Below are 20,893 nucleotides of genomic sequence, written 5' to 3'. Positions count from 1 at the left end.
GGTTCTGCCACGCCCACTCCACGGCTCAGTCCTCCAGCACGCCGGCGGGGCGCCCCGAGGCGTCGACGACGACACGGCGGCCGTCACGATCCTCCACGCGCAGGGACCGGCCCCCCTTGTCGAGGCCGACGAAGCTGGCGACGAAGTCGTCGGCCGGCGCGGCGAGGATGTCGGCCGGTGCGCCGACCTGCGCGATCTCGCCGCCCTTCTTGAGGATCACGACCTGGTCGCCGAGTGCGAACGCCTCGTCGATGTCGTGGGTGACGAAGACGATGGTCTTGTCGAGGTCGCGCTGCAGTCGGCGCAGCTCACCCTGAAGCTCGAGCCGGACGATGGGATCGACGGCACCGAACGGCTCGTCCATGAGCAGGATGTTGGGGTCGGCCGCGAGCCCACGCGCCACGCCGACGCGCTGCTGCTGCCCGCCGGACAGCTGCCCGGGATACTTGCGCGCCTGGGACTCGTCGAGACCGACCGTGCGCAGCACCTCCAGCGCCCGCTCGCGCGCGGCCACCTTGCCGACACCGTTGAGCCGCAGCACGGTGGCGACGTTGTCGACGACCTTGCGGTGCGGCAGGAGGCCGGCGTGCTGCATGACGTAGCCGATGCTGCGGCGCAGCTGCACCGGCTCGGAGGTCGCGACGTCGACGTCGTCGATGAGCACCTGCCCGGCACTCGGGTCGACCATGCGGTTGACCATGCGCAGCAGCGTGGTCTTGCCACACCCCGACGAGCCGACGAACACGGTCGTCGTGCGCGACGGGATGGTGAGGTCGAAGGAGGCGACGGCCTGGGTCCCGTCGGGGAAGGTCTTGCCGACGGACCGGTACTCGATCATGGGACGACAGTCTTCCCGGCCGCACCGACATCGGCAATCGGAACCGTACCCATGGGCAGCCCGGCCAAACGCCACGCGTGGATCCCACCGACCACGTCGGTGGCGTCCAGGCCCAGCGATCGCAGCGCCGCGGCGGCGAGCGAGGACGTGTAGCCCTCCGTGCAGAGCACGATCCACTCGGCGTCCCACGTGGCCTCGGCCAGGCTGGCCCCGGACTCCGGGTGCAGGCGCCACTCGAGGTGGTTGCGCTCCACGTGGAGGGCGCCGGGCACGACGCCGTCGGCCTCACGCTGCCACTGCGGGCGGATGTCGACGAGCCGGGCGCCGGCCCTCGTGCGGTGCGCCGCCTGGTGAGGACTCACCCGGACCAGCCGGCTGCGGGCGTCGGCGAGCAGCGCGTCGACCGAGGCGAAGCGTGCTGCCCGGCGGGGCGGCTCGGACGCGAGCGCGCTCACGAGGCGGCCTGCCGGGAATCCCGCGCGGGCGCCTCGATCTCCGGGTCGTCGGTCCAGACGTGGGCGAGCCGGACGAGTCGAGCCGATCCGTCGCCGTCGGGCTCGACGTCGAAGAAGTCCATCCGTTCCAGCGGAGGGGAGTAGACGTGGACGCTGACCGCCGTGCCGGGGAGGACGTTGCGCACGTCGTGCACGTACCCGGGGCCGAAGGCGACGACGTCCCCGCGCGAACGGGTGGCGCCGTCGGCCTCGCGGACGGCGGGGTCCCACACCGTCTCCTCGAGCTCACCGGAGACGACGGTGAAGGCACCGCTCGACCCGCCGTGCCCGTGCAGCTGGGTGCCCTGCTCCTGGGTCCAGGAGATCAGCCACACGTCGACGTCGTCGTCGTGGTGCAGGCGCACGTGCCAGCGCTCGTCGGGGTCGGCGTGCACGGAGTGCAGCTCGGCGCGGACCTCGTCGGCCGCACACGTCGCGCGCTCGACCAGCTGGGCGAGGGGCAGTGCGCGGCGGTGACGGCGAGGCTTCATGGGTCGATCGAACCGCGCCGCGACCGTTGGCGGGCGCGGTCCCGCCATGCGGACGCCCCGCTGCGTGCCGACGTGCGGTGGTAGGCGAGCCCCCGTTTTGTGGTCGCCCGACCCCATGGGATAGAGTGACCGTCGCGGTTACGCCGCACTGCAAGGCCCCGTGGCGCAGTTGGTTAGCGCGCCGCCCTGTCACGGCGGAGGTCGCCGGTTCGAGTCCGGTCGGGGTCGCAGAGGAACGAGAAGAGGGCCCGCGCCATCAGGCGCGGGCCCTCTTCGTGCTCCGGATCCGGTGTCCGGTGCGTCACAGACGGAATGCTCGGCGGAGTCACGATGGTTGAACGTTCCATGACTTCCACGACCACGAGTGAGTACGTCCTCGACGACACGGCCCTCGACACGCTGTTCCGCGAGGCACGCACGGCGAACACCTTCACCGACGAGCCCGTGACGGTCGAGGAGATCCGCGCCGTCCACGCGCTGACCAAGTTCGGCCCCACGGCCATGAACAACCAGCCCCTGCGGATCGTCCTCGTGCAGAGCCCCGACGCCCGCGCCCGTCTCGTCGAGCACATGAGCGGCAGCAACAAGGCCAAGACCTCCACAGCCCCACTCGTCGCGATCCTGGCGGCCGACACGGACTTCCACGACCACCTGCCGGAGTTCTTCCCGCCCTTCCCCGGCGCCCGCGACATGTACGACGCCGACGAGGCCATGCGCTTCCAGCAGGCCGAGTTCAACGCCGCCCTGCAGATCGCCTACTTCCTCATGGGGGTGCGCGCGACCGGCCTGGCCGCCGGACCCATGGCGGGCTTCGACCGCGGCGGCGTCGACCGTGACTTCCTGGGCGGCACGAGCTGGCGGTCGCAGCTCGTGGTGAACCTCGGCCACCCCGGCCCGGACGCCTGGCAGGAGCGCCTCCCGCGCATCGAGTTCGACGACGCGGTGCGCGTCGTCTGACGTCCGGCCCCCTTGCTGCACCCACCCAAACCGGTTTCAGGTCCGCCGATCCGGTGCGATAAGGTGGCGGTCGCCCGTTCGCGGGCGACGGTCAGGTAGCTCAGTTGGTAGAGCGTCCGCCTGAAAAGCGGAAGGTCAGCGGTTCGACCCCGCTCCTGACCACCAGCACGACTCCCTCGTCCTCCCGTCCGGAGGCACGAGTGCGCCCTCAGCGGTGAGCGGTGGCCTCGAAGAGGTGCACCGCCGCGTCGACGATGTCGTCGGGCTCCGCCTCGACGGCACCCTCGAGCCAGTCGGTCACCAGCTGGGCGATCCCGCCGATGAACATCGTGGCGGCCAGTCGGCCCTCGGGCTCGTCCCAGGCGCTCGGCCCGTGCAGCGACCGCGACTCCTGGGCGGTGAGCGCCACGAAGTCGCGCAGCAGCTCGGCGCGGCGTGCCCGCAGCGCCGGCAGCGCGACCGACTCGATCATCGCCACGCGTCCCTTGCGGGGGTCGTCGGTCAGGATGCGCACGAAGGCCGCGAGACCGGCGCGCACCCGCTGCTCGGCGTCGCCCTCGGCCTGCTCGAGCGCCGAGACCGACGCGGACGCGATCTCGGCGGCCACCGCCTCGAGCACCGCCGTGAGCGCCGCCTCGAGGTTCGTGAACTGCTCGTAGAAGTAGCGCTCGGAGAGTCCGGCGGTCGTGCACACCCGGGTCATCGTCACCGGTCCGGCCGCCTCGGTGCCCCACACCTCGAGGGCAGCCTCGAGCAGCCGTTCGCGCCGCTCCCGCCGTCGCTCCTCGTGCGTCCGTCCGCCGTAGACCCCTGCCTTCACCGCCATGTCGACATCATACGCGGATATTGACAGGACGCCCTTCCTGAATCAGGATGACCCGTGATGCAGGTCACTCCTGGAGGTCCCATGACACAGCCGATGGACGCCCCGTACCGACGCGGGCTCCCGTGGGTCGGGCAGACGCTGCGCTACGTGCGCGACCCGCTCGCGATGATGCGCGACCAGCACGACCGCTACGGCCCCGTCAGCGAGATGGACTTCATCGGCGACCGGTGGACCGTGCTGCTCGGCCCCGACGCCTGCGAGGCAGCGTTCCGCAACGCCGACAAGGCCTTCGCCAGCGGACCCGGGTGGGGACGGCTGGTGGGGCCGTTCTTCGACCGCGGGCTCATGCTGCTCGACTTCGAGGAGCACCACCGCCACCGCCGGATCATGCAGGCCGCCTTCACGCGCGACCACCTCGCCGGCTACACCGCCGCCCTCCAGGAGCCGGTCCGGCGGACGATCGCCGCCTGGGAGCACGGACCTGACGTCCAGGTCTACCCGGCGCTCAAGTCGCTCACCCTCGACGTCGCCACCGAGGTGTTCATGGGCGGTGTGGAGCCCACCGACCCCGGCGAGCTCGACCGCGTGAACGCCGCCTTCATCGACTGCGTCCAGGCCGCGACCGCCCTCGTGCGTCTCGACGTGCCCTTCACCCGCTGGGGCCGGGCGCTGCGCGGACGACGACTCCTCGAGGACTTCTTCGCCCGCCACCTGCCCGGCCGCCGCGACGGTGACGGCACCGACCTGTTCTCGGTGCTGTGCCGCCTGCGCGACGAGGACGGCAGCACGTTCAGCGACGACGACGTCGTCAACCACATGATCTTCCTGCTCATGGCCGCGCACGACACGTCGACCATCACCAGCTCGACCATGGTCCAGCTGCTCGGCCAGCACCCCGAGTGGCAGGAGCGCTGCCGAGCCGAGGCGATGGCCCTCCCGGAGCACCCGACCCTCGACGACCTCGACACGCTCGTCGACATCCCGCTGGTGATGAAGGAGGCGCTGCGGCTGGTCCCGCCCGTCCCCGTGGTCGCCCGGCGCACCGTGAAGGAGACCGAGGTGCTCGGCCGACGCATCCCGGCCGACCGGCTCGTCGTCGTGATGATGCACCTGTCGCACCACCTGCCCGAGCTGTGGCCGGACCCGGAGCGCTTCGACCCCGAGCGCTTCGCCGAGCACCGCCGCGAGGACAAGGCGCACCGACACGCGTGGGACCCGTTCGGCGGCGGGGTGCACAAGTGCCTCGGCCTGTTCTTCGCCGGCGCCGAGGTGAGCTCGATCCTCGTGCACCTGCTGCGGCACCACCGCTGGAGCGTCGACCCCGACTACCGGGCTCCGCTGAGCTACCTCTCCCTCCCGTTCCCGAAGGACGGACAGCCCGTCCACCTCTCACCCCTCCCCCAAGGAGCGACATGGCACGCACGCACCAGCTGACCGGCAGCACCGTCCTCGTCACCGGCGCCGCGCGCGGCATCGGTCTGGCCACCGCCGAGCGGTTCGCAGCGGCCGGGGCCCGCGTGGTCCTCGGCGACCTCGACGACGACCTGGTCGACAAGGCGGCGCGCTCCGTCGGTCGCGGCGCCGTCGGCCACCGCCTCGACGTGAGCGACCGCGCGTCCTTCGCCGCGTTCGTCGCGTTCGCCGAGGCCGAGGTCGGGCCGGTGGACGTGCTCGTCAACAACGCGGGCATCATGCCGATCTCCCCGCTCGTGGACGAGACCGACGACGCCACCGACCGGATCCTCGACGTGAACCTGCGCGGCGTCATCACCGGCACCAAGCTCGTCGTGCCGGGGATGATCGCGCGAGGTCGCGGCCACGTGGTCAACGTGGCGTCCGGCGTCGGCCGCATCGCCCTGCCGCACGGCGCCACCTACAGCGCGAGCAAGTACGCCGTCGTCGGCTTCACCGAGGCGATGCGCACCGAGCTCGCACCCCAGGGCGTCGACGTCTCGGCGATCCTGCCCACCGTGGTCGCCACCGAGCTGGGCTCCGGCATCCAGGCGACGCGCGGCATGCGTCCGTGCCGCCCCGAGGAGGTCGCCGACACCGTGGTGGCGGTGGCGCAGAAGCCGCGCTTCGAGACCTGGGTGCCGCGGCACGCCAAGGCGATCTACTACGGCGCCAACCTGCTGCCGCGTCGCGCGAAGGACGCACTCGGTCGGGCCCTGGGAACCGACGGCGTGCTGGCCGACGCCGACGACGACGCCCGCGACGCCTACGAGCAGCGCGCCGCCCACTCCTGAGTCCCCGCGTCTCGGAGCGTCATCGGCCGAGGCCCGCCGTCACTCGGACGACGGTGCTCCGAGTCGCGAGGGGTCGGGGTAGCGCGCCGACAGGGTGTCGCCCGACGAGGTGCCCGTGAGACGGCGCTTCACCCACGGGGCGGCGTGTGTGCGCGCCCAGTCGAGGTGGTCGGCCCGGGCCTCTCGGGGCGTCCGTGCCGGCGGGTCCACGAGGCGCAGCGGCTCGAGGTCGTGCGGCACGCCCAGCTCGTCGAGCACCGCGATGGCCATCCGCTGGTGGCCGGCCGACGACATGTGCAGCCGGTCGACGGCCCACATCCGCGGGTCGCGGTACTCACGCATGCGCCAGAAGTCGACGAGTCGCGTGCCGTGCCGGTCGGCCACCTCGCGCACCAGCTCGTTGTAGATCGCGAAGCGGCCGCGGCCGGCGGAGAAGATGGGGAAGCCCGCAGGGTCGAACGCGGTGAACAGCACGACCGTCGCCCCTGTGCCCGCCAACGTCCCGACCGCGTCGTCGTACCGGGACACGAGCGCGTCGATGTCGACCTTCGGGCGCATGATGTCGTTGCCACCTGCGTACAGCGAGACGAGGTCGGGTCGGGTCGCCACGGCGGGCTCCAGCTGCTCGTCGAGCACGGCGGCCAGCTTGCGGCCGCGGATCGCGAGGTTCACGTAGCCGAAGCCGTCGCCTCCCCCGTCGACCGCACTGCGGTCGAGCACCTCGGCCACCCTGTCGGCCCACCCGCGCACTCCGTTGGGGCGGGTCGGGTCGGGGTCGCCGACGCCCTCGGTGAAGGAGTCGCCGAGGGCCACGTACCTCTGGAAGCTCATCCGGACAGGCTAGGTGGCGCGCCAGACGCCGGTCACCGGAGCCCGCCGTAGGCTGACGACATGGACCTCGGACTGGCAGGCAGGACGTACGTCGTCACCGGTGGAACTCGCGGACTGGGCCGCGCGACGGCGGAGGTGCTCGTGGCCGAGGGCGCGAACGTCGTGCTCTCCTCCCGCTCACAGGAGTCGGTCGACGCCGCCGTGCGGGAGCTGGGCTCGGCCGGGCCCGGCGGGGCCGTCGGCATCGCCGCCGACAACGCCCACGAGGACACCGCCACCGCACTGGTCGCCGTCGCGCAGGAGCACTTCGGCGGTCTGCACGGAGCCCTGGTGAGCGTGGGCGGCCCGCCTCCGGGCACCGTGCTGGGACGCACCGACGCGGAGTGGCGCGGCGCCTTCGAGAGCGTCTTCCTCGGCGGCCTGCGCATCGCCACCACCGTCGCCGAGGCGATCGAGCCGGGACGGGGCGGCTCCATCGCGCTCGTCCTGTCGACATCGGCGAAGATGCCCGTCACCGGGCTGGGCATCTCCAACGGCCTCCGACCCGGGCTGGCCATGGCGGCGAAGGACCTGTCCGACGAGCTGGGCCCCCGCGACGTGCGCGTGAACGCACTGCTGCCCGGGCGCGTGGACACCGAGCGCGTGCAGGAGCTGGACGCACTGTCCGGCGACGCCTCGGGCTCGCGCGAGCGCGCCGCCGCCGCCATCCCGCTGCGCCGCTACGGCCGGCCCGAGGAGTTCGGTCGCGCCGCGGCCTTCCTGCTCTCCCCCGCGTCGGGCTACCTGACCGGCGTCATGCTCCCGGTCGACGGCGGCCTGTCGCGCGGTCTCTGACGCAGCGCTCCAGCCACCAGGGCTCTCGAGCTCATCGCTCCAGCGCCACGCGGACGCACACCGCGACCACCCGCGGCAGATCCTCCAGCCCGACGTGGCGCGCAAGTCCCCCACCGGTGTGCGGCAGGCCCGCGCGCTCGGCACCCCGCGCCGCGAGCTCGTCGACGTAGGGAGCGACGCTCGGCCACACGCCCTGGACCTCGCGCAGGAAGATCGAGGCCCCCGCGGGCCCGATGCCCTTCACCTCCTGCAACGACGAGGCCATCGCGTCGACGTCCCCGTCCGCCGCGTCCCGCAGACGTCGAAGGTCCCCGCGCCAGCGGTCCGTGACGAGGTCCGCCGCCTCGGCGAGCTGCGTCGCGGTGCGCTCGTCGTAGCGTCGGTAGCCACCGCGACCCAGGGCCTCCACGCGCTGCTGCCACGTGCTGTCCCGCATGCGCTGCGGGGTGCGCGACCCGGCACGGAAGAGCTCCCGCGCCGACCCAGTGGCGATCCCGGCGTCGATGCGTGCCGACAGCAGGAGCGACAGCACCAGCAGCTGCCAGAGCGGGGAGGGGCGGTCCCTCAGCGTGATGCCCGCCTCCTCGGCGTACGTGGTCCCGTGCCGGTCGAGCAGCGTCGCGACGTCCATCCCTCCACGCTAGGCAGGCCGCACGGAGGTCGCATCCTGCGGCTCAGCGCCGGGGCAGGACCGTCTGCTCGGGTGCCGAGTGGTCGGCGGGCGTCCAGCCGGGCGGGCCGAACAGGTAGCCGAGCTTGTCGCGGAACCGGTGGGCCGAACGCACGTCGCGCACGATCTCGACGTAGTCGCCGTACTGCAGCTTCAGCAGGTTGTACGTCTCGACCTTCTTGGTCAGGCCGTAGGTGGGGCGCTGCCGCTCCTCGGTGAACGAGCCGAACAGCCGGTCCCACACGATGAGGATGCCGCCGTAGTTCTTGTCGAGGTACTCGGGGTCGCTGCCGTGGTGCACCCGGTGGTGCGACGGCGTGTTGAACACGTACTCGACGGGCCTCGGCAGCTTCGTGACCAGCTCGGTGTGCACGTAGAACTGGTAGATCAGGTTGAAGCCGAACGCCACGTAGAGCGTCCACGGCGCGAAGCCGAGCAGCGGCAGCGGCAGCCAGAAGAAGAACTCGAACCAGGGGTTCCACTTCTGCCGCAACGCGGTGCCGAAGTTCATGAACTCGCTGGAGTGGTGCGCCTGGTGCCCGGCCCACGCGATGCGGACCCGGTGGCTGAACCGGTGGTGCCAGTAGTAGCCGAGGTCCACGCCCAGGATCACCAGGACCCAGTACCACCACGTGTCCGTGGGCAGCTGGAACGGCGCGACGTAGGCGTAGACGGCCACGAAGCCGAAGAACGTCACGACCTTGAACGCCGTCAGGAAGACCAGCGAGAGGACGCCCATGGAGATCGACGTGCGGGCGTCCTTGAGGGCGTAGCCGGTCGTGCTGTCGTCGTGGTCGAGCCACTTGAGGGCCGCGAACTCGATGAGGATGGTCAGCACGAAGAACGGCGCGGCGTAGGTCACCGGGTTCTTCAGCGGGTCCAGCAGGTCGTCCATGCGTCCTCCGACGTCGTCGTCGACCCCGGGCGTCACCGTCCGGGTATATGACTTTTGGGTAAGTTACCACGGGTTCATACTCGTCCGCTAGAGTTCGGGCATGGCTGTCCGACCCAACGCCGGCACCAAGGGGGTCCCCCGCGCCGAGCGCGAGGAGCAGATCCTCGACGTCGCCTCCGTGGCCTTCGGGACCGACGGCTTCGCGGCCACCAACATCGCCGACGTCGCGCGCGCCGCCGGGATCTCCAAGCCGCTCGTCTACAACTACTTCGGCTCCAAGGAGGGCCTCTACGCCGCGTGCCTCGACCGCGCCGGGACCCTCCTCGGCGACGAGATCGAGCGCATCGCGCGGGAGGACGTCGTGGGCATCGAGCGCGGCGTCCGCACGCTCGCGGGGATGTTCGCCGTGCTGGAGGACCGCCGCCACGTCTGGCGGCTCCTGCACGACCGCACCGCGCCCACCGCGAGCGAGGTCGTGGGCGTGGTCAGCGCACACACCGAGCGTCTCGACAAGCTGGCCCACGAGGGCGTGAGCGAGCTGCTCGCCCTGGGAGGCGTCACCGACGAGCTCGACGTGTCGGCCATGACCGCCACCTGGCTCGGCATCGTCGACTCCCTCATGGACTGGTGGGTCGACCACCCCGAGCAGACGGCCGCCGACATGGTCGACCGCGTGGGCCGGCTCATCGGCGCCCTGTTCGTCGACGCGTCCGCCGGGGCCACGCGATGAGTCCGCGGATCCGACGGACCAAGGTCGCGATCGTCACCGGCTCCTCGAGCGGCATCGGCGCCGAGGCGGCGCTGCAGCTCGCCGAGCGCGGCTGGACCGTGTGCCTGCTGGCCCGTCGCGCCGACGAGCTCGACACCGTCGCGGCTCGCGTGCGAGAGGCCGGCGGCACGGCTCGCACCTACCCCGTCGACCTCACCGACGACGCCGACACCGCCCGGGTCGTCGAGCAGCTGCTGGCCGAGCACCCACGCATCGACGTGCTCGTCAACAACGCCGCCCGGTCCATCCGACGCTCGATCCGCGACTCCACGGACCGCCTGCACGACTACGAGCGCACCGTGGCGATCAACTACCTCGGCGCGGTGCGGCTCACGCTGGCCCTGCTGCCCCGCTTCCTCGAGCAGGACCGCATCGACGGGTCACGCGGCCACGTCGTGTTCTCCTCGACCATGTCGTCCCAGCTGCCGATCCCGCTCTTCTCGGCCTACCTCGGCAGCAAGGCCGCCCTCGAGTCGTTCGCGCGGTCCCTGCTCGCCGAGCACGGCCACGAGGGCGTGACCACCACCGTCGTCTACTTCCCGATGGTGCGAACGGAGATGTCCGGGGCCACGAGCATCTACGCCGCCATGCCGATGATGACGCCCGACAAGGCGGCTCGCTGGCTGGTCAAGGCCGCCACCGAGCGGCCCACGCGGGTCACCAGCCTCGGCGGCGCCGTCACCGAGGCCGGCATGTCGGTGCTGCCCGGGGCGCTCACCAAGGTGATCACCCCCAGCATCCGCCGGATGGACAAGCGCCTCGCGCGCCGCACGCGCGACTGACCCCGCTACAGAGCGAGGTCGAAGACCCACACCGCCAACGTCGTGGTGGCCAGCGTGATGAGCACCAGGGCGGCGAGGTTCACCCAGACCCCGCCGCGCATCATCTGGCCGACGGTCACGTGCCCCGACCCGAAGGCGATCGCGTTCGGCGGCGTCGCCACGGGCAGCATGAACGCGCAGGACGCGGCCAGGGCCACGGGGATGGCCAGCAGCATCGGGTCCAGCCCCAGGCCGAGCGCCAGGCCGCCCGCGAGCGGCAGGAAGGTGGCCGCCGTGGCGGTGTTGCTGGTCAGCTCGGTGAGCATCAGCACGCCGGCGGCCACCAGCACCACGACGAGCACCACCGGGATGCCCCCGAACGCCTCCGCCTTCTCGCCGATCCACTCGGTGAGGCCGCTCGAGCCGAACTGCGCGCTCAGCGCGAGTCCGCCGCCGAAGAGCAGCAGGACGCCCCACGGCAGCTGCACCGCGGAGTCCCAGTCGAGCAGCCGGACCCCACGAGCCGTGCCCGACGGCAGCAGGAAGAGCAGCACCGCGACCGCCACCGCGATGCCCGCGTCGGAGATGACGGGCTCGTCCTGGAGCAGCGGGAAGCCGACCCAGCTGACTGCGGCGAGAACGAACACTCCGAGGACCATCAGCTCCGGCCGGGTGACCGGACCGAGCTTCTCCACCTCGGTGTCGAGCAGCTCGCGACCACCCGGCAGGTCGTCCATCTCGGGCGGGAAGACCCAGCGTGTCAGGATCCACCAGCACACGACGAGCAGCACCGCCGCCAGCGGCAGTCCGAGCAGCATCCACTCGCCGAACCCGATCTGCACGTCGTGGGTGTCGGCCAGGTAGCCGACGAGCAGCGTGTTCGGCGGCGTGCCGATGATGGTCGCGAGCGACCCGATGGACGCCGCGTACGCGATCCCCAGCATCAGCGCCGTGCCGAAGTTCGAGGTGACCGGTCCGTCGCCGTCCTCCTCCACGCCACCGTCGAGGCGACCGACGAGCATGAGGACGGAGAGCCCGATGGGGAGCATCATGACGGCCGTCGCCGTGTTCGAGACCCACATGCTGATGAACCCGGTGGCGAGCATGAAGCCGGCGATGATCATCGAGGGCTTGGTCCCCATCGCCCTGACGGTGACGAGCGCGACCCGGCGGTGCAGGTTCCAGCGCTGCATGGCCAGGGCCAGCATGAACCCGCCCATGAACAGGAAGATGATGTTGTTGCCGTACGAGGCGCCGACCTCGTCGACCGTGACGTCGCCCAGCACGGGGAAGACCACGAGCGGGACCAACGCCGTGGCCGGGATCGGGATCGCCTCGGTCATCCACCACACGGCCATCAGCACGGCGACGCCCGCCGTCAGCGCCCCGGCCCGCTCGAGGTCGTCGGGCAGGACGGCGTAGAGCGCCACCGCGGCCACGGGGCCGACCACCAGCCCGATCCGCTTGCGTCGCGCCGAGCTGCGCGACTCCGGCTCCACCCTCAGGCCCTCGGCCTGCTCGGTCACGGGTTCGGTCTGCGACATCGTGCCCCCTCCGGTCCGGATGTGACCTACACCATAGGAGAAGTCGCCACACGATGCCCGCTCGGCGTAGCATCGTCGCGAGGCCCCACCACCCCTGCGGGCCCGTCCAGCGCCCCGTCCACCCACACCGGGGCCCAGCACACCAGGAGCACTCCGTGACCACTCTGCCCACGACCCCCGGCGTCTTCGCCCATCCGCACGAGCAGGTCGTCTTCTGCCACGACGAGGCCAGCGGCCTGCGGGCCATCATCGGCCTGCACTCGACCGCCCTCGGCCCCGGCCTCGGCGGCACCCGCTTCCACCCCTACGCGAGCGAGGCCGACGCCCTCGCCGACGTGCTCGCGCTCAGCCAGGGCATGGCCTACAAGAACGCGCTCGCCGGGCTCGACCTCGGCGGCGGCAAGGCCGTCATCATCGGCGACCCGCGCACCCAGAAGACCGAGGCCCTGCTGCGCGCCTACGGTCGCATGGTCGAGTCGCTCAACGGTCGCTACTACACCGCGTGCGACGTGGGCACCTTCAGCCCCGACATGGACGTCATCGCCCGCGAGACCTCCTACGTGACCGGTCGCACCGTCGAGCACGGTGGCGCCGGCGACTCCTCCGTGCTCACCGCCTTCGGCGTCTACCAGGGCATGCGCGCCAGCGCCCAGCACGCGTGGGGCAGCCCGTCCCTCGCCGGTCGGACCGTGGGCGTGGCCGGCGTCGGCAAGGTCGGCAAGCACCTCGTGGAGCACCTCGTGGCCGAGGACGCCTCCGTCGTCGTCACCGACGTGGACACCGCCGCGATCGAGCTGCTCACCGCGCGCTTCCCGCAGGTGCGCGTCGTCGCCTCCACCGAGGCCCTCGTGGCCGAGCCGCTCGACGTCTACGCGCCGTGCGCGCTCGGGCGGGCCCTGTCCGACGACGTGGTCGACGTCCTGTCGGCCCGCGTGGTCTGCGGCGGCGCCAACAACCAGCTCGCGCACGACGGCACCGCCAAGCTGCTCACCGAGAAGGGCGTCGTCTACGCCCCCGACTACTGCGTGAACGCCGGCGGCGTCATCCAGGTGGCCGACGAGCTCGACCCGCAGGGGTTCAGCTTCGAGCGCGCGAAGGCCCGCGCCACGGGCATCTTCGACACGACCCTCGCCGTGCTCGACCGGGCCTCCTCCGAGAGCATCACGACCGCCGAGGCCGCGGACCGCCAGGCGGAGCAGCGCATGCGCGACGTGGGCCGTCTCGGCCAGATCCACCTGCCGCGCTGACCCTCAGCGCCGTCGATCAGGGGTCCTGCGCGCGCGGTTCCTGGGCGTCGATGACGTCGATCATCGCGCCCAGGAACCGGCGCACGACGGCGAGCTCCTCGTCGTCGAACTGGTCCATGGCCGCGTCCATCGACGCGGCCATGGGTCCGAACATCGCGCGGGCCGCCTCGCCGGCCGAACGCGTCATGGCCAGGCTGACCCGACGGCGGTCGACCGCGTCGTGGGAGCGCTCCACGTGGCCGGAACGCTCCAGGCGGTCGAGCAGCGTGGTCGTGGCCGACGGGCTCAGCGCGAGGGCGCGGGCGAGCACGCCGGGGGTCAGCGGCGCCTGCCCGTCCTCGTGCGCGCGAGCCAGCACCGACAGCGCCGTGAGGTCGGACCGGTGCAGTCCGTGGGCGGCGCCGGCGCGCTCGGCGTAGCGCGTGGACCGCTCGGACAGGTCGCGGAGCTGGCGCACGACGTCGGCCCGATCGCCCTCGGGGGGTCCGTGTTGCGCACTCATGCGGCCCATCCTATCCTTCCATCGTGGAAACTTTCGATCATCGAACCTTCCCCCTCGCCCGACTCGTCGGTCCGAGGCGGTCCGTCGTCGTCCTGCTGCTCGGGCTCGTGCTCTCGGCAGCCGTTCTCATTCTGGCCCCCGGGCCCACGGAGAGCACCGACGCCTCCGTGAACCTGCCCGACAACGCCGAGTCCGCGATCGCGCGCGACCGGCTCGCCGACCTGCCCGGAGGCCAGGACGCTCCCGCGATCGTCGTGGTCTCCAACGGCGGCGAGCGCATCGACCGCACGCAGCTGGCCGCGCTGGGCCGGCTCTCGCAGGACCTGGGATCGTCGTTCGACAGCGAGGTCGCCGGACCCGTCCCGTCGCAGGACGGCACGGTCGCCCTGCTCACCGTCCCCCTGCCCGGCGGCGTCGGCACCGACGAGAACTCCGAGCGGATCGAGGACCTGCGGGCCGACGTCCGCGAGGCCCTGCCCGACGGCCTGACCGCGGAGGTGACGGGCGCCCCGGCCGTCCAGGCCGACCTCGGCGCCGTCTTCGAGGGCGCCGACTTCCGCCTGCTCGCCGCGACCGCGATCGTGGTGGCCCTGCTGCTCATCGTCACGTACAGGAGTCCGTGGCTCTGGCTCGTCCCGTTGATCGTCATCGGGCTCGGCGACCGCGTGGCTGCGAAGGTCGTCGAGGCCATCTCGGGCCTGACCGACATCCCGATCGACGGCTCGACCACCGGCATCACGTCGGTGCTCGTGTTCGGCGCCGGCACCAACTACGCACTCCTGCTCATCGCGCGCTACCGCGAGGAGCTGCGCCGCCACGAGGACCGCCGCGAGGCCATGCGTCAGGCCGTCGGCGCGGCCGCACCGGCCATCCTGTCGAGCTCCGGCACGGTCGTGATCGGTCTGCTGGCGCTCCTCCTGGCCGACGCACCGTTCGTCAGCCGGATCGGCCTGTCCGGTGCCGCGGGCATCGTCGTGGCCGTCTTCTTCGCGCTGGTCGTCCTCCCCGCCGCCATGACGCTGCCCGGGCGCTGGCTGTTCTGGCCGTTCGTGCCCCGCGTCGGCGATCCCGACCCGTCCGAGCGTGGGCTCTGGCGTCGGGTCGGCACGACCGTGACCAGTCGACCCGTCGTCGTGACCGTCAGCGGCCTCGTGATCCTGGTCCTGATGGCCCTCGGCACGCTCGGGCTGCGCACCGGCCTCGGCCAGGACGAGCAGTTCCTCGACACCCCGGAGTCGATCACCGCGCAGAAGACGCTGTCGTCGGCCTTCCCGGCCGGCTCGTCGGCGCCGACGAGCATCGTCACCACACCCGAGCGGGCCGAGCAGGTGGCCCGTGCCGCGGGCGGCGTGCCCGACGTCCGCTCGGCCGAGGTGGGCCGCGAGGGCGACGGGATCGCCGAGGTCAGCGTGGTGCTGAGCGACGAGCCGTCCAGCGAAGCGGCCCTGCGGACGGTCGGGCTGCTGCGCACCGCCGTGCAGGACGTCGACCCCGACGCCCTGGTCGGTGGCCAGGACGCCGAGGCCCTCGACGAGGCCGACACCGCAGCCCGTGACCGCGGCGTCATCATCCCGGTCGTCCTGGCCGTCGTGCTCGGCATGCTGCTCCTGCTGCTGCGCTCCGTGGTCGCGGCCCTGCTGCTGGCGTCGACGACGGTGCTGTCCTACCTGTCGGCCCTCGGCGTGGGGTGGCTCGTGTTCGACCACGTGCTCGGCTGGTCGGCGATGGACGTGGGCACCCCGCTGCTGGCGTTCGTCTTCCTGGTGGCGCTCGGCGTGGACTACAACATCTTCCTCACCGCGCGGGCACGGGAGGAGATGCGTCGGACGGGGGACGCGACCGGGTCGATCGTCACGGCCCTGGCCGTCACCGGTGGCGTGATCACGAGTGCCGGGATCCTGCTGGCTGCCGTGTTCGCCGTCCTCGGGGTCCTGCCGCTGGTGCTGCTGGCCCAGCTGGGCGTGCTGGTCGGCTTCGGCGTGCTGCTCGACACCGTGGTGGTGCGTGGCCTGGTCACGCCGGCCCTGGTCGCCTGGTGCGGCCGCCGCTTCTGGTGGCCGAGCCGGCTGTCGCGCCCGGCCTGACCCCGCGGGGCGCCGGCTCCCCCACCCACTAGCCACGTGGGTGGGAGGTAGTTCTCGCACCCGACCTGGCCGTCAGAGGTAGGTGTCGCACCGGACCAGGCCGCTGGGGGTAGGCCTCGTACCTGAAACGACGCGTTTCAGGTGCGTCACCTACCTCTGACTGCCCGATGGACAGCCGACGATGCGGCAGGACAGCCAGGACGCATCCAACCTGCGCGCCGGTGGTCCGAGAGCCAGGACCGAACGTGCACCCGGCTGCCGGTCGAGGCTCCTCTCGGAGCGCAGGTCGACGCGGAGCCGAGGCAGCGCAGCCTCAGGACAGGACCCAGCCGCGCAGACACATCCGCAGTACACGTCGGGTCGACGGGGTGCACCTCTCGACCCGCCCAGCGGGCAGACGTCAGCCCACGGCCACCCCACTGCGACGGCCGCCGAACCACGGCCGAACCGCGTCAGCTGGCGGCTTCGTCCCCGTACTTCTGGGCGAGATCGGCGTACTGGTCCGGGATCGGGTCACCGGAGTCGTGGTGGAGTTCCTGTTGCAGATCGTCGAAGTCCGGATCAAAGGTCCGGTACTTCAGGTCGCGTGCGACCTTGGTCTGCTTTGCCTTTGCACGGCCGCGCCCCATGGGTCCGACCCCCTCGCAGAAAGAAATCGTCAGTATGTCGTGGGGTCCACCCTACCCAAACCCTGCCAACGTCGCTGGCACCGGGTCGAAGAGTCAGGCGTGTGTCCCGGCCAGCGTGACGCTGCCGCCCGGTCCGTGCACGCCCGCCTCGGCGACGTCGCCGGCGATCCAGGCCTCCACGCCGTGCTCGCCCAGCAGGCGCACGGCCGCGTCAGCGTCGTCGGGCGCGACCAGGGCGACCATCCCCACGCCGATGTTGAGCGCCTCCTCGAGGTCGCCCTGCGAGACGCCACCCAGGTCGGCCACCAGGTCGAAGATCGCCGGCCGCGCCCAGGTGCCCCGGTCGACGCGCACCGAGACGGCCTCGGGGACCACTCGCTCGAGGTTGGCCGCGAGCCCACCGCCGGTCACGTGCGACATGGCGTGCGTCTGCGTGCGCCGCACGAGGTCGAGGCACGGCAGCGTGTACAGGCGCGTGGGCGTCAGCAGGGCCTCGCCGAGCGTGGCACCCAGCTCGGGCACGTCGCGGTCGAGGGACCACTGCGCCGTCCCGAAGAACACGTGGCGCGCGAGCGAGTACCCGTTGGAGTGCAGGCCGGAGGACGCCATCGCGACGACGACGTCGCCCGGGCGGACGAGCTCGGCGCCGATCAGCGCGTCCGCCTCGACCACACCGGTGGTGGAGCCCGCCACGTCGTACTCGTCGGGGTGCAGCAGTCCGGGGTGCTCGGCGGTCTCGCCACCGAGCAGCGCGGTGCCGGACTCGGCGCACGCCTGGGCGATGCCCTTCACGATGTCGGCGATGCGCTCGGGCACGACCTTGCCGCACGCGATGTAGTCGGTCATGAACAGCGGCTCGGCACCGCAGACCACGAGGTCGTCGACGAGCATCCCGACCAGGTCGAAGCCGATGGTGTCGTGCACGTCCATGCGCTGGGCGATCTGCACCTTCGTGCCCACGCCGTCGGCCGACGTCGCGAGGAGCGGCCGGCGGTAGTCCTTCAGGGCCGAGGCGTCGAACAGGCCCGCGAACCCGCCGATGCCGCCGACCACCTCGGGGCGTCGGGCCTTGTCGACCCACTCCTTCATCAGCTCGACGGCGCGGTCGCCCGCCTCGATCGAGACTCCGGACGCGGCGTACGCGCTCGGCTCCGTGGTCGTGGGATCGGCGGCACTGGTCACTGGATCACCTTCAACGGCGTGACGTCGGACTCGAGCAGGTGCTTGCCGATCAGGTCGTCCTCGGGCAGCGGCACGGGGTAGATCCCGTCGAAGCAGGCCCGGCACAGCTTGTCCTTGGGGACGTTCGTCGCCTCGACCAACTGGTCGAGCTCGACGTAGGCGAGCGAGTCGGCGTCGATGGAGCGGCAGATCTCGTCGACGCTGATGCCGTTGGCGATGAGCTCGGCGCGCGAGGCGAAGTCGATGCCGTAGAAGCACGGCCACTTGACCGGCGGGCTCGAGATGCGCACGTGCACCTCGGCGGCGCCGGACTCGCGCAGCATCCGCACGAGGGCGCGCTGCGTGTTGCCACGCACGATCGAGTCGTCGACCACCACGAGGCGCTTGCCGGCGATGACGTCGCGCAGCGGGTTCAGCTTGAGCCGGATGCCGAGCTGGCGGATCGTCTGCGACGGCTGGATGAACGTGCGGCCCACGTAGGAGTTCTTGACCAGCCCGTGGCCGAAGGGGATGCCGCTCTCCTCGGCGAAGCCGATGGCCGCAGGGGTGCCCGACTCCGGCACGGGGATGACCAGGTCGGCGTCGACGGGGTGCTCGCGGGCGAGGCGGCGTCCGATCTCGGCGCGGACGGAGAAGACCCGCTGGTCGGAGATCGTCGTGTCCGGACGCGCGAGGTAGACGTACTCGAAGATGCAGCCCTTGGGTGCGGCGGGCGAGAACCGCTCGGTGCGCAGCCCGTTCTCGTCGATCGCGATGAACTCGCCGGGCTCGATCTCGCGGATGAAGGACGCGCCGACGATGTCGAGGGCCGCCGTCTCGCTGGCGACCACCCAGCCGCGCTCGAGACGTCCCAGCACGAGCGGTCGGATCCCCTGCGGGTCGCGTGCGGCGTACAGCGTGGTCTCGTCCATGAACACCAGCGAGAACGCGCCGCGCAGCTTCGGCAGCACCTCGATGGCCGCCTCCTCGACCGAGCGGTCGCGGTAGGAGGCGAGCAGGCTGGCCATGACCGACGTGTCGGTGGTGGCGGTCTCGCCCTTGCCGCGGCGGTCCGGAGCCTGCTGGGCGGTCCGCTCCTCGAGCATCGTCACGAGCTCGGCGGTGTTGGTGAGGTTGCCGTTGTGGGCGAGGGCGACCGATCCCTGCGCCGTGGGGCGGAACGTCGGCTGGGCGTTCTGCCAGACGCTGGCGCCCGTGGTGCTGTAGCGCGCGTGGCCGATCGCGACCGACCCCTTGAGGGACTCGAGCGTCGACTCGTCGAACACCTGGGAGACCAGGCCCATGTCCTTGTAGACCAGGATCTGGCGCTGGTTGCTGACCGCGATGCCGGCGGACTCCTGGCCGCGGTGCTGCAAGGCGTAGAGGCCGAAGTAGCTGAGCTTGGCGACCTCCTCACCGGGGGCCCACACCCCGAACACGCCACAGGCGTCCTGGGGTCCGACGTCCTGGGGATCGATGTCGTGCGTCAGCCGACCGTCTCCGCGTGCCACCGCTCCAGTGTAGGGGCCTGCGCGAGGCCCCGGAACCGTCCTGGGCGTGACGTGGTCGGCAGTGGGAGGTAGGTGGCGCACCGAACCAGGCCGTCAGAGGTAGATGGCGAACCTCAAAGCGTCGAGATGAGGTACGAGCCCTACCCCCAGCCGAGCCGCAGCCCGAGAACCCGACCCGAGGACGCCTCCAGCCGCTCGGTCGAGGCCTTTCGGAGGCCACCCCCGGCGCGAGCCGAGACAGCGCCGCAGCGGGTTCGGACCTCCCACACCAGCGCACCCGCGGAACGTCAGGACCGGGCCACCGACGGGCACGACCGCGCCACCGGTCCTAGCGTGGACGAGTGCTCACCGCTGCTCTGTACGGCGCCGCCACGGCCGTGCCCCTGGTCGTCGGCGCCGCGGCGGGCCTGCGGTGGCGGATCCCCCAGGCAGCCCTCGCCGCCCTCATGGCGTTCGGGGCGGGCACCATGATCGCCGCAGCCTCCCAGGAGCTGTTCGGGCCGGCCTTCGAGGCCCTCGACGCCGTCCGGGCCGGGATCGCCCTCCTCGGCGGCGCCGGGCTCTACGTGGTCCTCAGCCACCTCCTGGACCGTCGGGCGGGCACCTCGGCCGTCGGCATGGGCCTGCTGCTCGGGGCGTTCCTCGACGGCGTGCCGGAGAACACCGCGCTCGGGGTCTCCCTGGGCGAGGGCGGTCTGGCCCTGCTGGTCGCGATCGCCGTCGGCAACACGCCTGAGGCCATCGCGAGTGCTGCGGCCCTGCGCGACGACGAGCGACTCGGCCCTCGCCGCGGACTGGCGCTGTGGGCGGCCGTCGGCGTGCTGCTGACCCTCGTCACCGTCGGTGCGCACGCCGCAGGCGGCGCGGTCTCCCCGGCCGCCGTCGCGGTGGCCCAGGCCGTGGCCGGCGGCGCGACGCTGGCCGTGCTCTCCGACACGCTCCTCCCCGAGGCCTACCGCGAGGGCGGGTGGTGGGTCGGGATCGCCACCGCCCTCGGCTTCTGGCTCGCGTTCGTGCTCGGCTGACCCGCGCACCCCTGCTTGGCGTGCGGGCACGCCCCACCTCCGCCACGATGAGCCCATGTCCACCGACCAGGTCACGGCCGAGCGCCTCGTCGCCGCCCCCGCCGAGCGCATCTTCGCCCTGCTGTCCGACGCCGCACGGCACCGTGAGATCGACGGCTCCGGAACGGTCCAGGGCACGAGCAACGAGAGCGAGCCGCTGCACATGGGCTCGGTGTTCGGCATGTCGATGAAGATGGGTCTGCCGTACTCGACGAAGAACGAGGTCGTCGAGTACGAGCCGAACCGACGCATCGCGTGGCGCACCACCGGCCTGTTCGGCCTCATCGGCGGCCGGGTCTGGCGCTACGAGCTCGTCGACCAGGGCAGCAGCACGATCGTCCGCGAGACGTGGGACATCAGCCGCGACCGCCAGCGCGTCGCCCTGCGGCGCGGCAACATGCCACGCTCCACGAAGCGCAACATCGAGCGCACGCTCGAGCGGATCGCCACGGTCGTCGAAGGCTCCTGAACGGCTGTCCCAGTACTCACGACGAGCCGAATCCGGTACCGGGAAGCTGCTTCACCGTGGGGCCGGGAGC

Annotated in this window: 22 protein-coding genes and 2 tRNA genes; 12 read left to right on the top strand and 12 right to left on the bottom strand. The window is 71.9% G+C overall.

Features of this window, described 5'->3' with window-relative positions:
* Positions 1 to 25: 25 nt before the first annotated feature.
* Genes RQG84_RS03740 through RQG84_RS03730 form a run of 3 tightly spaced genes read right to left on the bottom strand, consistent with a single transcriptional unit; the run spans position 26 to position 1,823 of the window.
* Positions 26 to 838, bottom strand: a complete 813-nt coding sequence (locus tag RQG84_RS03740; RefSeq protein ID WP_311208912.1) for an ATP-binding cassette domain-containing protein — start codon at positions 836 to 838, stop codon at positions 26 to 28.
* The gene (locus tag RQG84_RS03735; protein WP_311208911.1) at positions 835 to 1,293 is read right to left on the bottom strand and encodes a rhodanese-like domain-containing protein; all 459 of its coding nucleotides are present in this window, start codon (positions 1,291 to 1,293) and stop codon (positions 835 to 837) included. Before RQG84_RS03735 ends, RQG84_RS03740 begins: the two co-directional genes overlap by 4 nt.
* Entirely contained in the window at positions 1,290 to 1,823 is a 534-nt protein-coding gene (locus RQG84_RS03730; RefSeq protein WP_311208910.1) for a cysteine dioxygenase family protein, read from the bottom strand. The genes RQG84_RS03735 and RQG84_RS03730 overlap by 4 nt, the downstream gene beginning before the upstream one ends.
* 154 nt (positions 1,824 to 1,977) lie before the next feature.
* On the opposite strand from RQG84_RS03730, the gene RQG84_RS03725 reads away from it, so the two are divergent.
* From RQG84_RS03725 to RQG84_RS03715, 3 genes are all read left to right on the top strand, one after another.
* Positions 1,978 to 2,051: transfer RNA gene (locus RQG84_RS03725), tRNA-Asp, on the top strand.
* Between the two features lie 117 nt (positions 2,052 to 2,168).
* The gene (locus RQG84_RS03720) at positions 2,169 to 2,780 is read left to right on the top strand and encodes a malonic semialdehyde reductase (RefSeq protein WP_311208909.1); all 612 of its coding nucleotides are present in this window, start codon (positions 2,169 to 2,171) and stop codon (positions 2,778 to 2,780) included.
* A gap of 89 nt (positions 2,781 to 2,869) precedes the next feature.
* Positions 2,870 to 2,945: transfer RNA gene (locus RQG84_RS03715), tRNA-Phe, on the top strand.
* A 43-nt stretch (positions 2,946 to 2,988) separates the two neighbouring features.
* On the opposite strand, the gene RQG84_RS03710 is transcribed toward RQG84_RS03715, so the two are convergent.
* Positions 2,989 to 3,606, bottom strand: a complete 618-nt coding sequence (locus RQG84_RS03710) for a TetR/AcrR family transcriptional regulator (RefSeq protein WP_055963777.1) — start codon at positions 3,604 to 3,606, stop codon at positions 2,989 to 2,991.
* A gap of 81 nt (positions 3,607 to 3,687) precedes the next feature.
* Here RQG84_RS03710 and RQG84_RS03705 point away from each other — a divergent pair, with 81 nt between their 5' ends.
* Together RQG84_RS03705 and RQG84_RS03700 are read left to right on the top strand one after the other, a co-directional pair.
* Positions 3,688 to 5,040, top strand: a complete 1,353-nt coding sequence (locus tag RQG84_RS03705; RefSeq protein ID WP_311208908.1) for a cytochrome P450 — start codon at positions 3,688 to 3,690, stop codon at positions 5,038 to 5,040.
* Positions 5,019 to 5,852: an SDR family oxidoreductase gene (locus tag RQG84_RS03700; RefSeq protein ID WP_311208907.1), complete on the top strand. Its 834-nt coding sequence runs from the start codon at positions 5,019 to 5,021 to the stop codon at positions 5,850 to 5,852. Before RQG84_RS03705 ends, RQG84_RS03700 begins: the two co-directional genes overlap by 22 nt.
* Positions 5,853 to 5,891: 39 nt before the next feature.
* On the opposite strand, the gene RQG84_RS03695 is transcribed toward RQG84_RS03700, so the two are convergent.
* Positions 5,892 to 6,683, bottom strand: a complete 792-nt coding sequence (locus RQG84_RS03695; protein ID WP_311208906.1) for an SGNH/GDSL hydrolase family protein — start codon at positions 6,681 to 6,683, stop codon at positions 5,892 to 5,894.
* 60 nt (positions 6,684 to 6,743) lie between these two features.
* On the opposite strand from RQG84_RS03695, the gene RQG84_RS03690 reads away from it, so the two are divergent.
* Entirely contained in the window at positions 6,744 to 7,517 is a 774-nt protein-coding gene (locus RQG84_RS03690; protein WP_311208905.1) for an SDR family oxidoreductase, read from the top strand.
* Between the two features lie 31 nt (positions 7,518 to 7,548).
* On the opposite strand, the gene RQG84_RS03685 is transcribed toward RQG84_RS03690, so the two are convergent.
* A complete protein-coding gene (locus RQG84_RS03685) occupies positions 7,549 to 8,148 on the bottom strand; it encodes an endonuclease (protein ID WP_311208904.1) in 600 nt (199 codons plus the stop codon).
* A 43-nt stretch (positions 8,149 to 8,191) separates the two neighbouring features.
* Positions 8,192 to 9,118 (bottom strand): sterol desaturase family protein, encoded by a 927-nt coding sequence (locus tag RQG84_RS03680; RefSeq protein ID WP_311208903.1) that lies wholly within the window; start codon positions 9,116 to 9,118, stop codon positions 8,192 to 8,194.
* Positions 9,119 to 9,182: 64 nt separating this feature from the next.
* Between RQG84_RS03680 and RQG84_RS03675 the strand changes: the two genes are divergently transcribed.
* Together RQG84_RS03675 and RQG84_RS03670 are read left to right on the top strand one after the other, a co-directional pair.
* A complete protein-coding gene (locus tag RQG84_RS03675) occupies positions 9,183 to 9,812 on the top strand; it encodes a TetR/AcrR family transcriptional regulator (RefSeq protein WP_056573441.1) in 630 nt (209 codons plus the stop codon).
* Positions 9,809 to 10,633 carry an SDR family NAD(P)-dependent oxidoreductase gene (locus tag RQG84_RS03670; RefSeq protein WP_311208902.1) on the top strand — a complete coding sequence of 275 codons (825 nt, stop codon included), beginning with the start codon at positions 9,809 to 9,811 and terminating at the stop codon, positions 10,631 to 10,633. Before RQG84_RS03675 ends, RQG84_RS03670 begins: the two co-directional genes overlap by 4 nt.
* 5 nt (positions 10,634 to 10,638) lie before the next feature.
* Here RQG84_RS03670 and RQG84_RS03665 read toward each other — a convergent pair whose 3' ends face one another.
* Positions 10,639 to 12,156, bottom strand: coding sequence for a DASS family sodium-coupled anion symporter (locus RQG84_RS03665; RefSeq protein ID WP_311208901.1), 1,518 nt, complete (start codon positions 12,154 to 12,156; stop codon positions 10,639 to 10,641).
* Positions 12,157 to 12,311: 155 nt separating this feature from the next.
* Here RQG84_RS03665 and RQG84_RS03660 point away from each other — a divergent pair, with 155 nt between their 5' ends.
* Entirely contained in the window at positions 12,312 to 13,403 is a 1,092-nt protein-coding gene (locus RQG84_RS03660) for a Glu/Leu/Phe/Val dehydrogenase dimerization domain-containing protein (protein ID WP_311208900.1), read from the top strand.
* Positions 13,404 to 13,419: 16 nt separating this feature from the next.
* Here the strand turns inward: RQG84_RS03660 and RQG84_RS03655 are convergent, their stop codons facing one another.
* Positions 13,420 to 13,905: a MarR family transcriptional regulator gene (locus RQG84_RS03655; RefSeq protein WP_311208899.1), complete on the bottom strand. Its 486-nt coding sequence runs from the start codon at positions 13,903 to 13,905 to the stop codon at positions 13,420 to 13,422.
* 23 nt (positions 13,906 to 13,928) lie between these two features.
* Between RQG84_RS03655 and RQG84_RS03650 the strand changes: the two genes are divergently transcribed.
* Positions 13,929 to 15,989 (top strand): MMPL family transporter, encoded by a 2,061-nt coding sequence (locus tag RQG84_RS03650; RefSeq protein WP_311208898.1) that lies wholly within the window; start codon positions 13,929 to 13,931, stop codon positions 15,987 to 15,989.
* A gap of 452 nt (positions 15,990 to 16,441) precedes the next feature.
* Here RQG84_RS03650 and RQG84_RS03645 read toward each other — a convergent pair whose 3' ends face one another.
* From RQG84_RS03645 to purF, 3 genes are all read right to left on the bottom strand, one after another.
* The gene (locus RQG84_RS03645; RefSeq protein ID WP_082480278.1) at positions 16,442 to 16,618 is read right to left on the bottom strand and encodes a DUF3073 domain-containing protein; all 177 of its coding nucleotides are present in this window, start codon (positions 16,616 to 16,618) and stop codon (positions 16,442 to 16,444) included.
* Positions 16,619 to 16,711: 93 nt separating this feature from the next.
* Complete coding sequence (purM, locus tag RQG84_RS03640) at positions 16,712 to 17,800, bottom strand: phosphoribosylformylglycinamidine cyclo-ligase (RefSeq protein WP_055963738.1); 1,089 nt, start codon at positions 17,798 to 17,800, stop codon at positions 16,712 to 16,714.
* Complete coding sequence (gene purF / locus RQG84_RS03635; protein WP_311208897.1) at positions 17,797 to 19,290, bottom strand: amidophosphoribosyltransferase; 1,494 nt, start codon at positions 19,288 to 19,290, stop codon at positions 17,797 to 17,799. Before purF ends, purM begins: the two co-directional genes overlap by 4 nt.
* A gap of 341 nt (positions 19,291 to 19,631) precedes the next feature.
* On the opposite strand from purF, the gene RQG84_RS03630 reads away from it, so the two are divergent.
* The gene (locus tag RQG84_RS03630; protein ID WP_311208896.1) at positions 19,632 to 20,315 is read left to right on the top strand and encodes a hypothetical protein; all 684 of its coding nucleotides are present in this window, start codon (positions 19,632 to 19,634) and stop codon (positions 20,313 to 20,315) included.
* Between the two features lie 55 nt (positions 20,316 to 20,370).
* Positions 20,371 to 20,823 (top strand): SRPBCC family protein, encoded by a 453-nt coding sequence (locus RQG84_RS03625; protein WP_056573462.1) that lies wholly within the window; start codon positions 20,371 to 20,373, stop codon positions 20,821 to 20,823.
* The last annotated feature ends 70 nt before the right edge of the window (positions 20,824 to 20,893 follow it).

This window comes from Aeromicrobium sp. WCS2018Hpa-31 (genome assembly GCF_031843905.1).
In the GTDB taxonomy this organism is placed as follows: Bacteria; Actinomycetota; Actinomycetes; order Propionibacteriales; family Nocardioidaceae; genus Aeromicrobium.
This window is presented reverse-complemented; position numbering and strand designations above follow the sequence as displayed.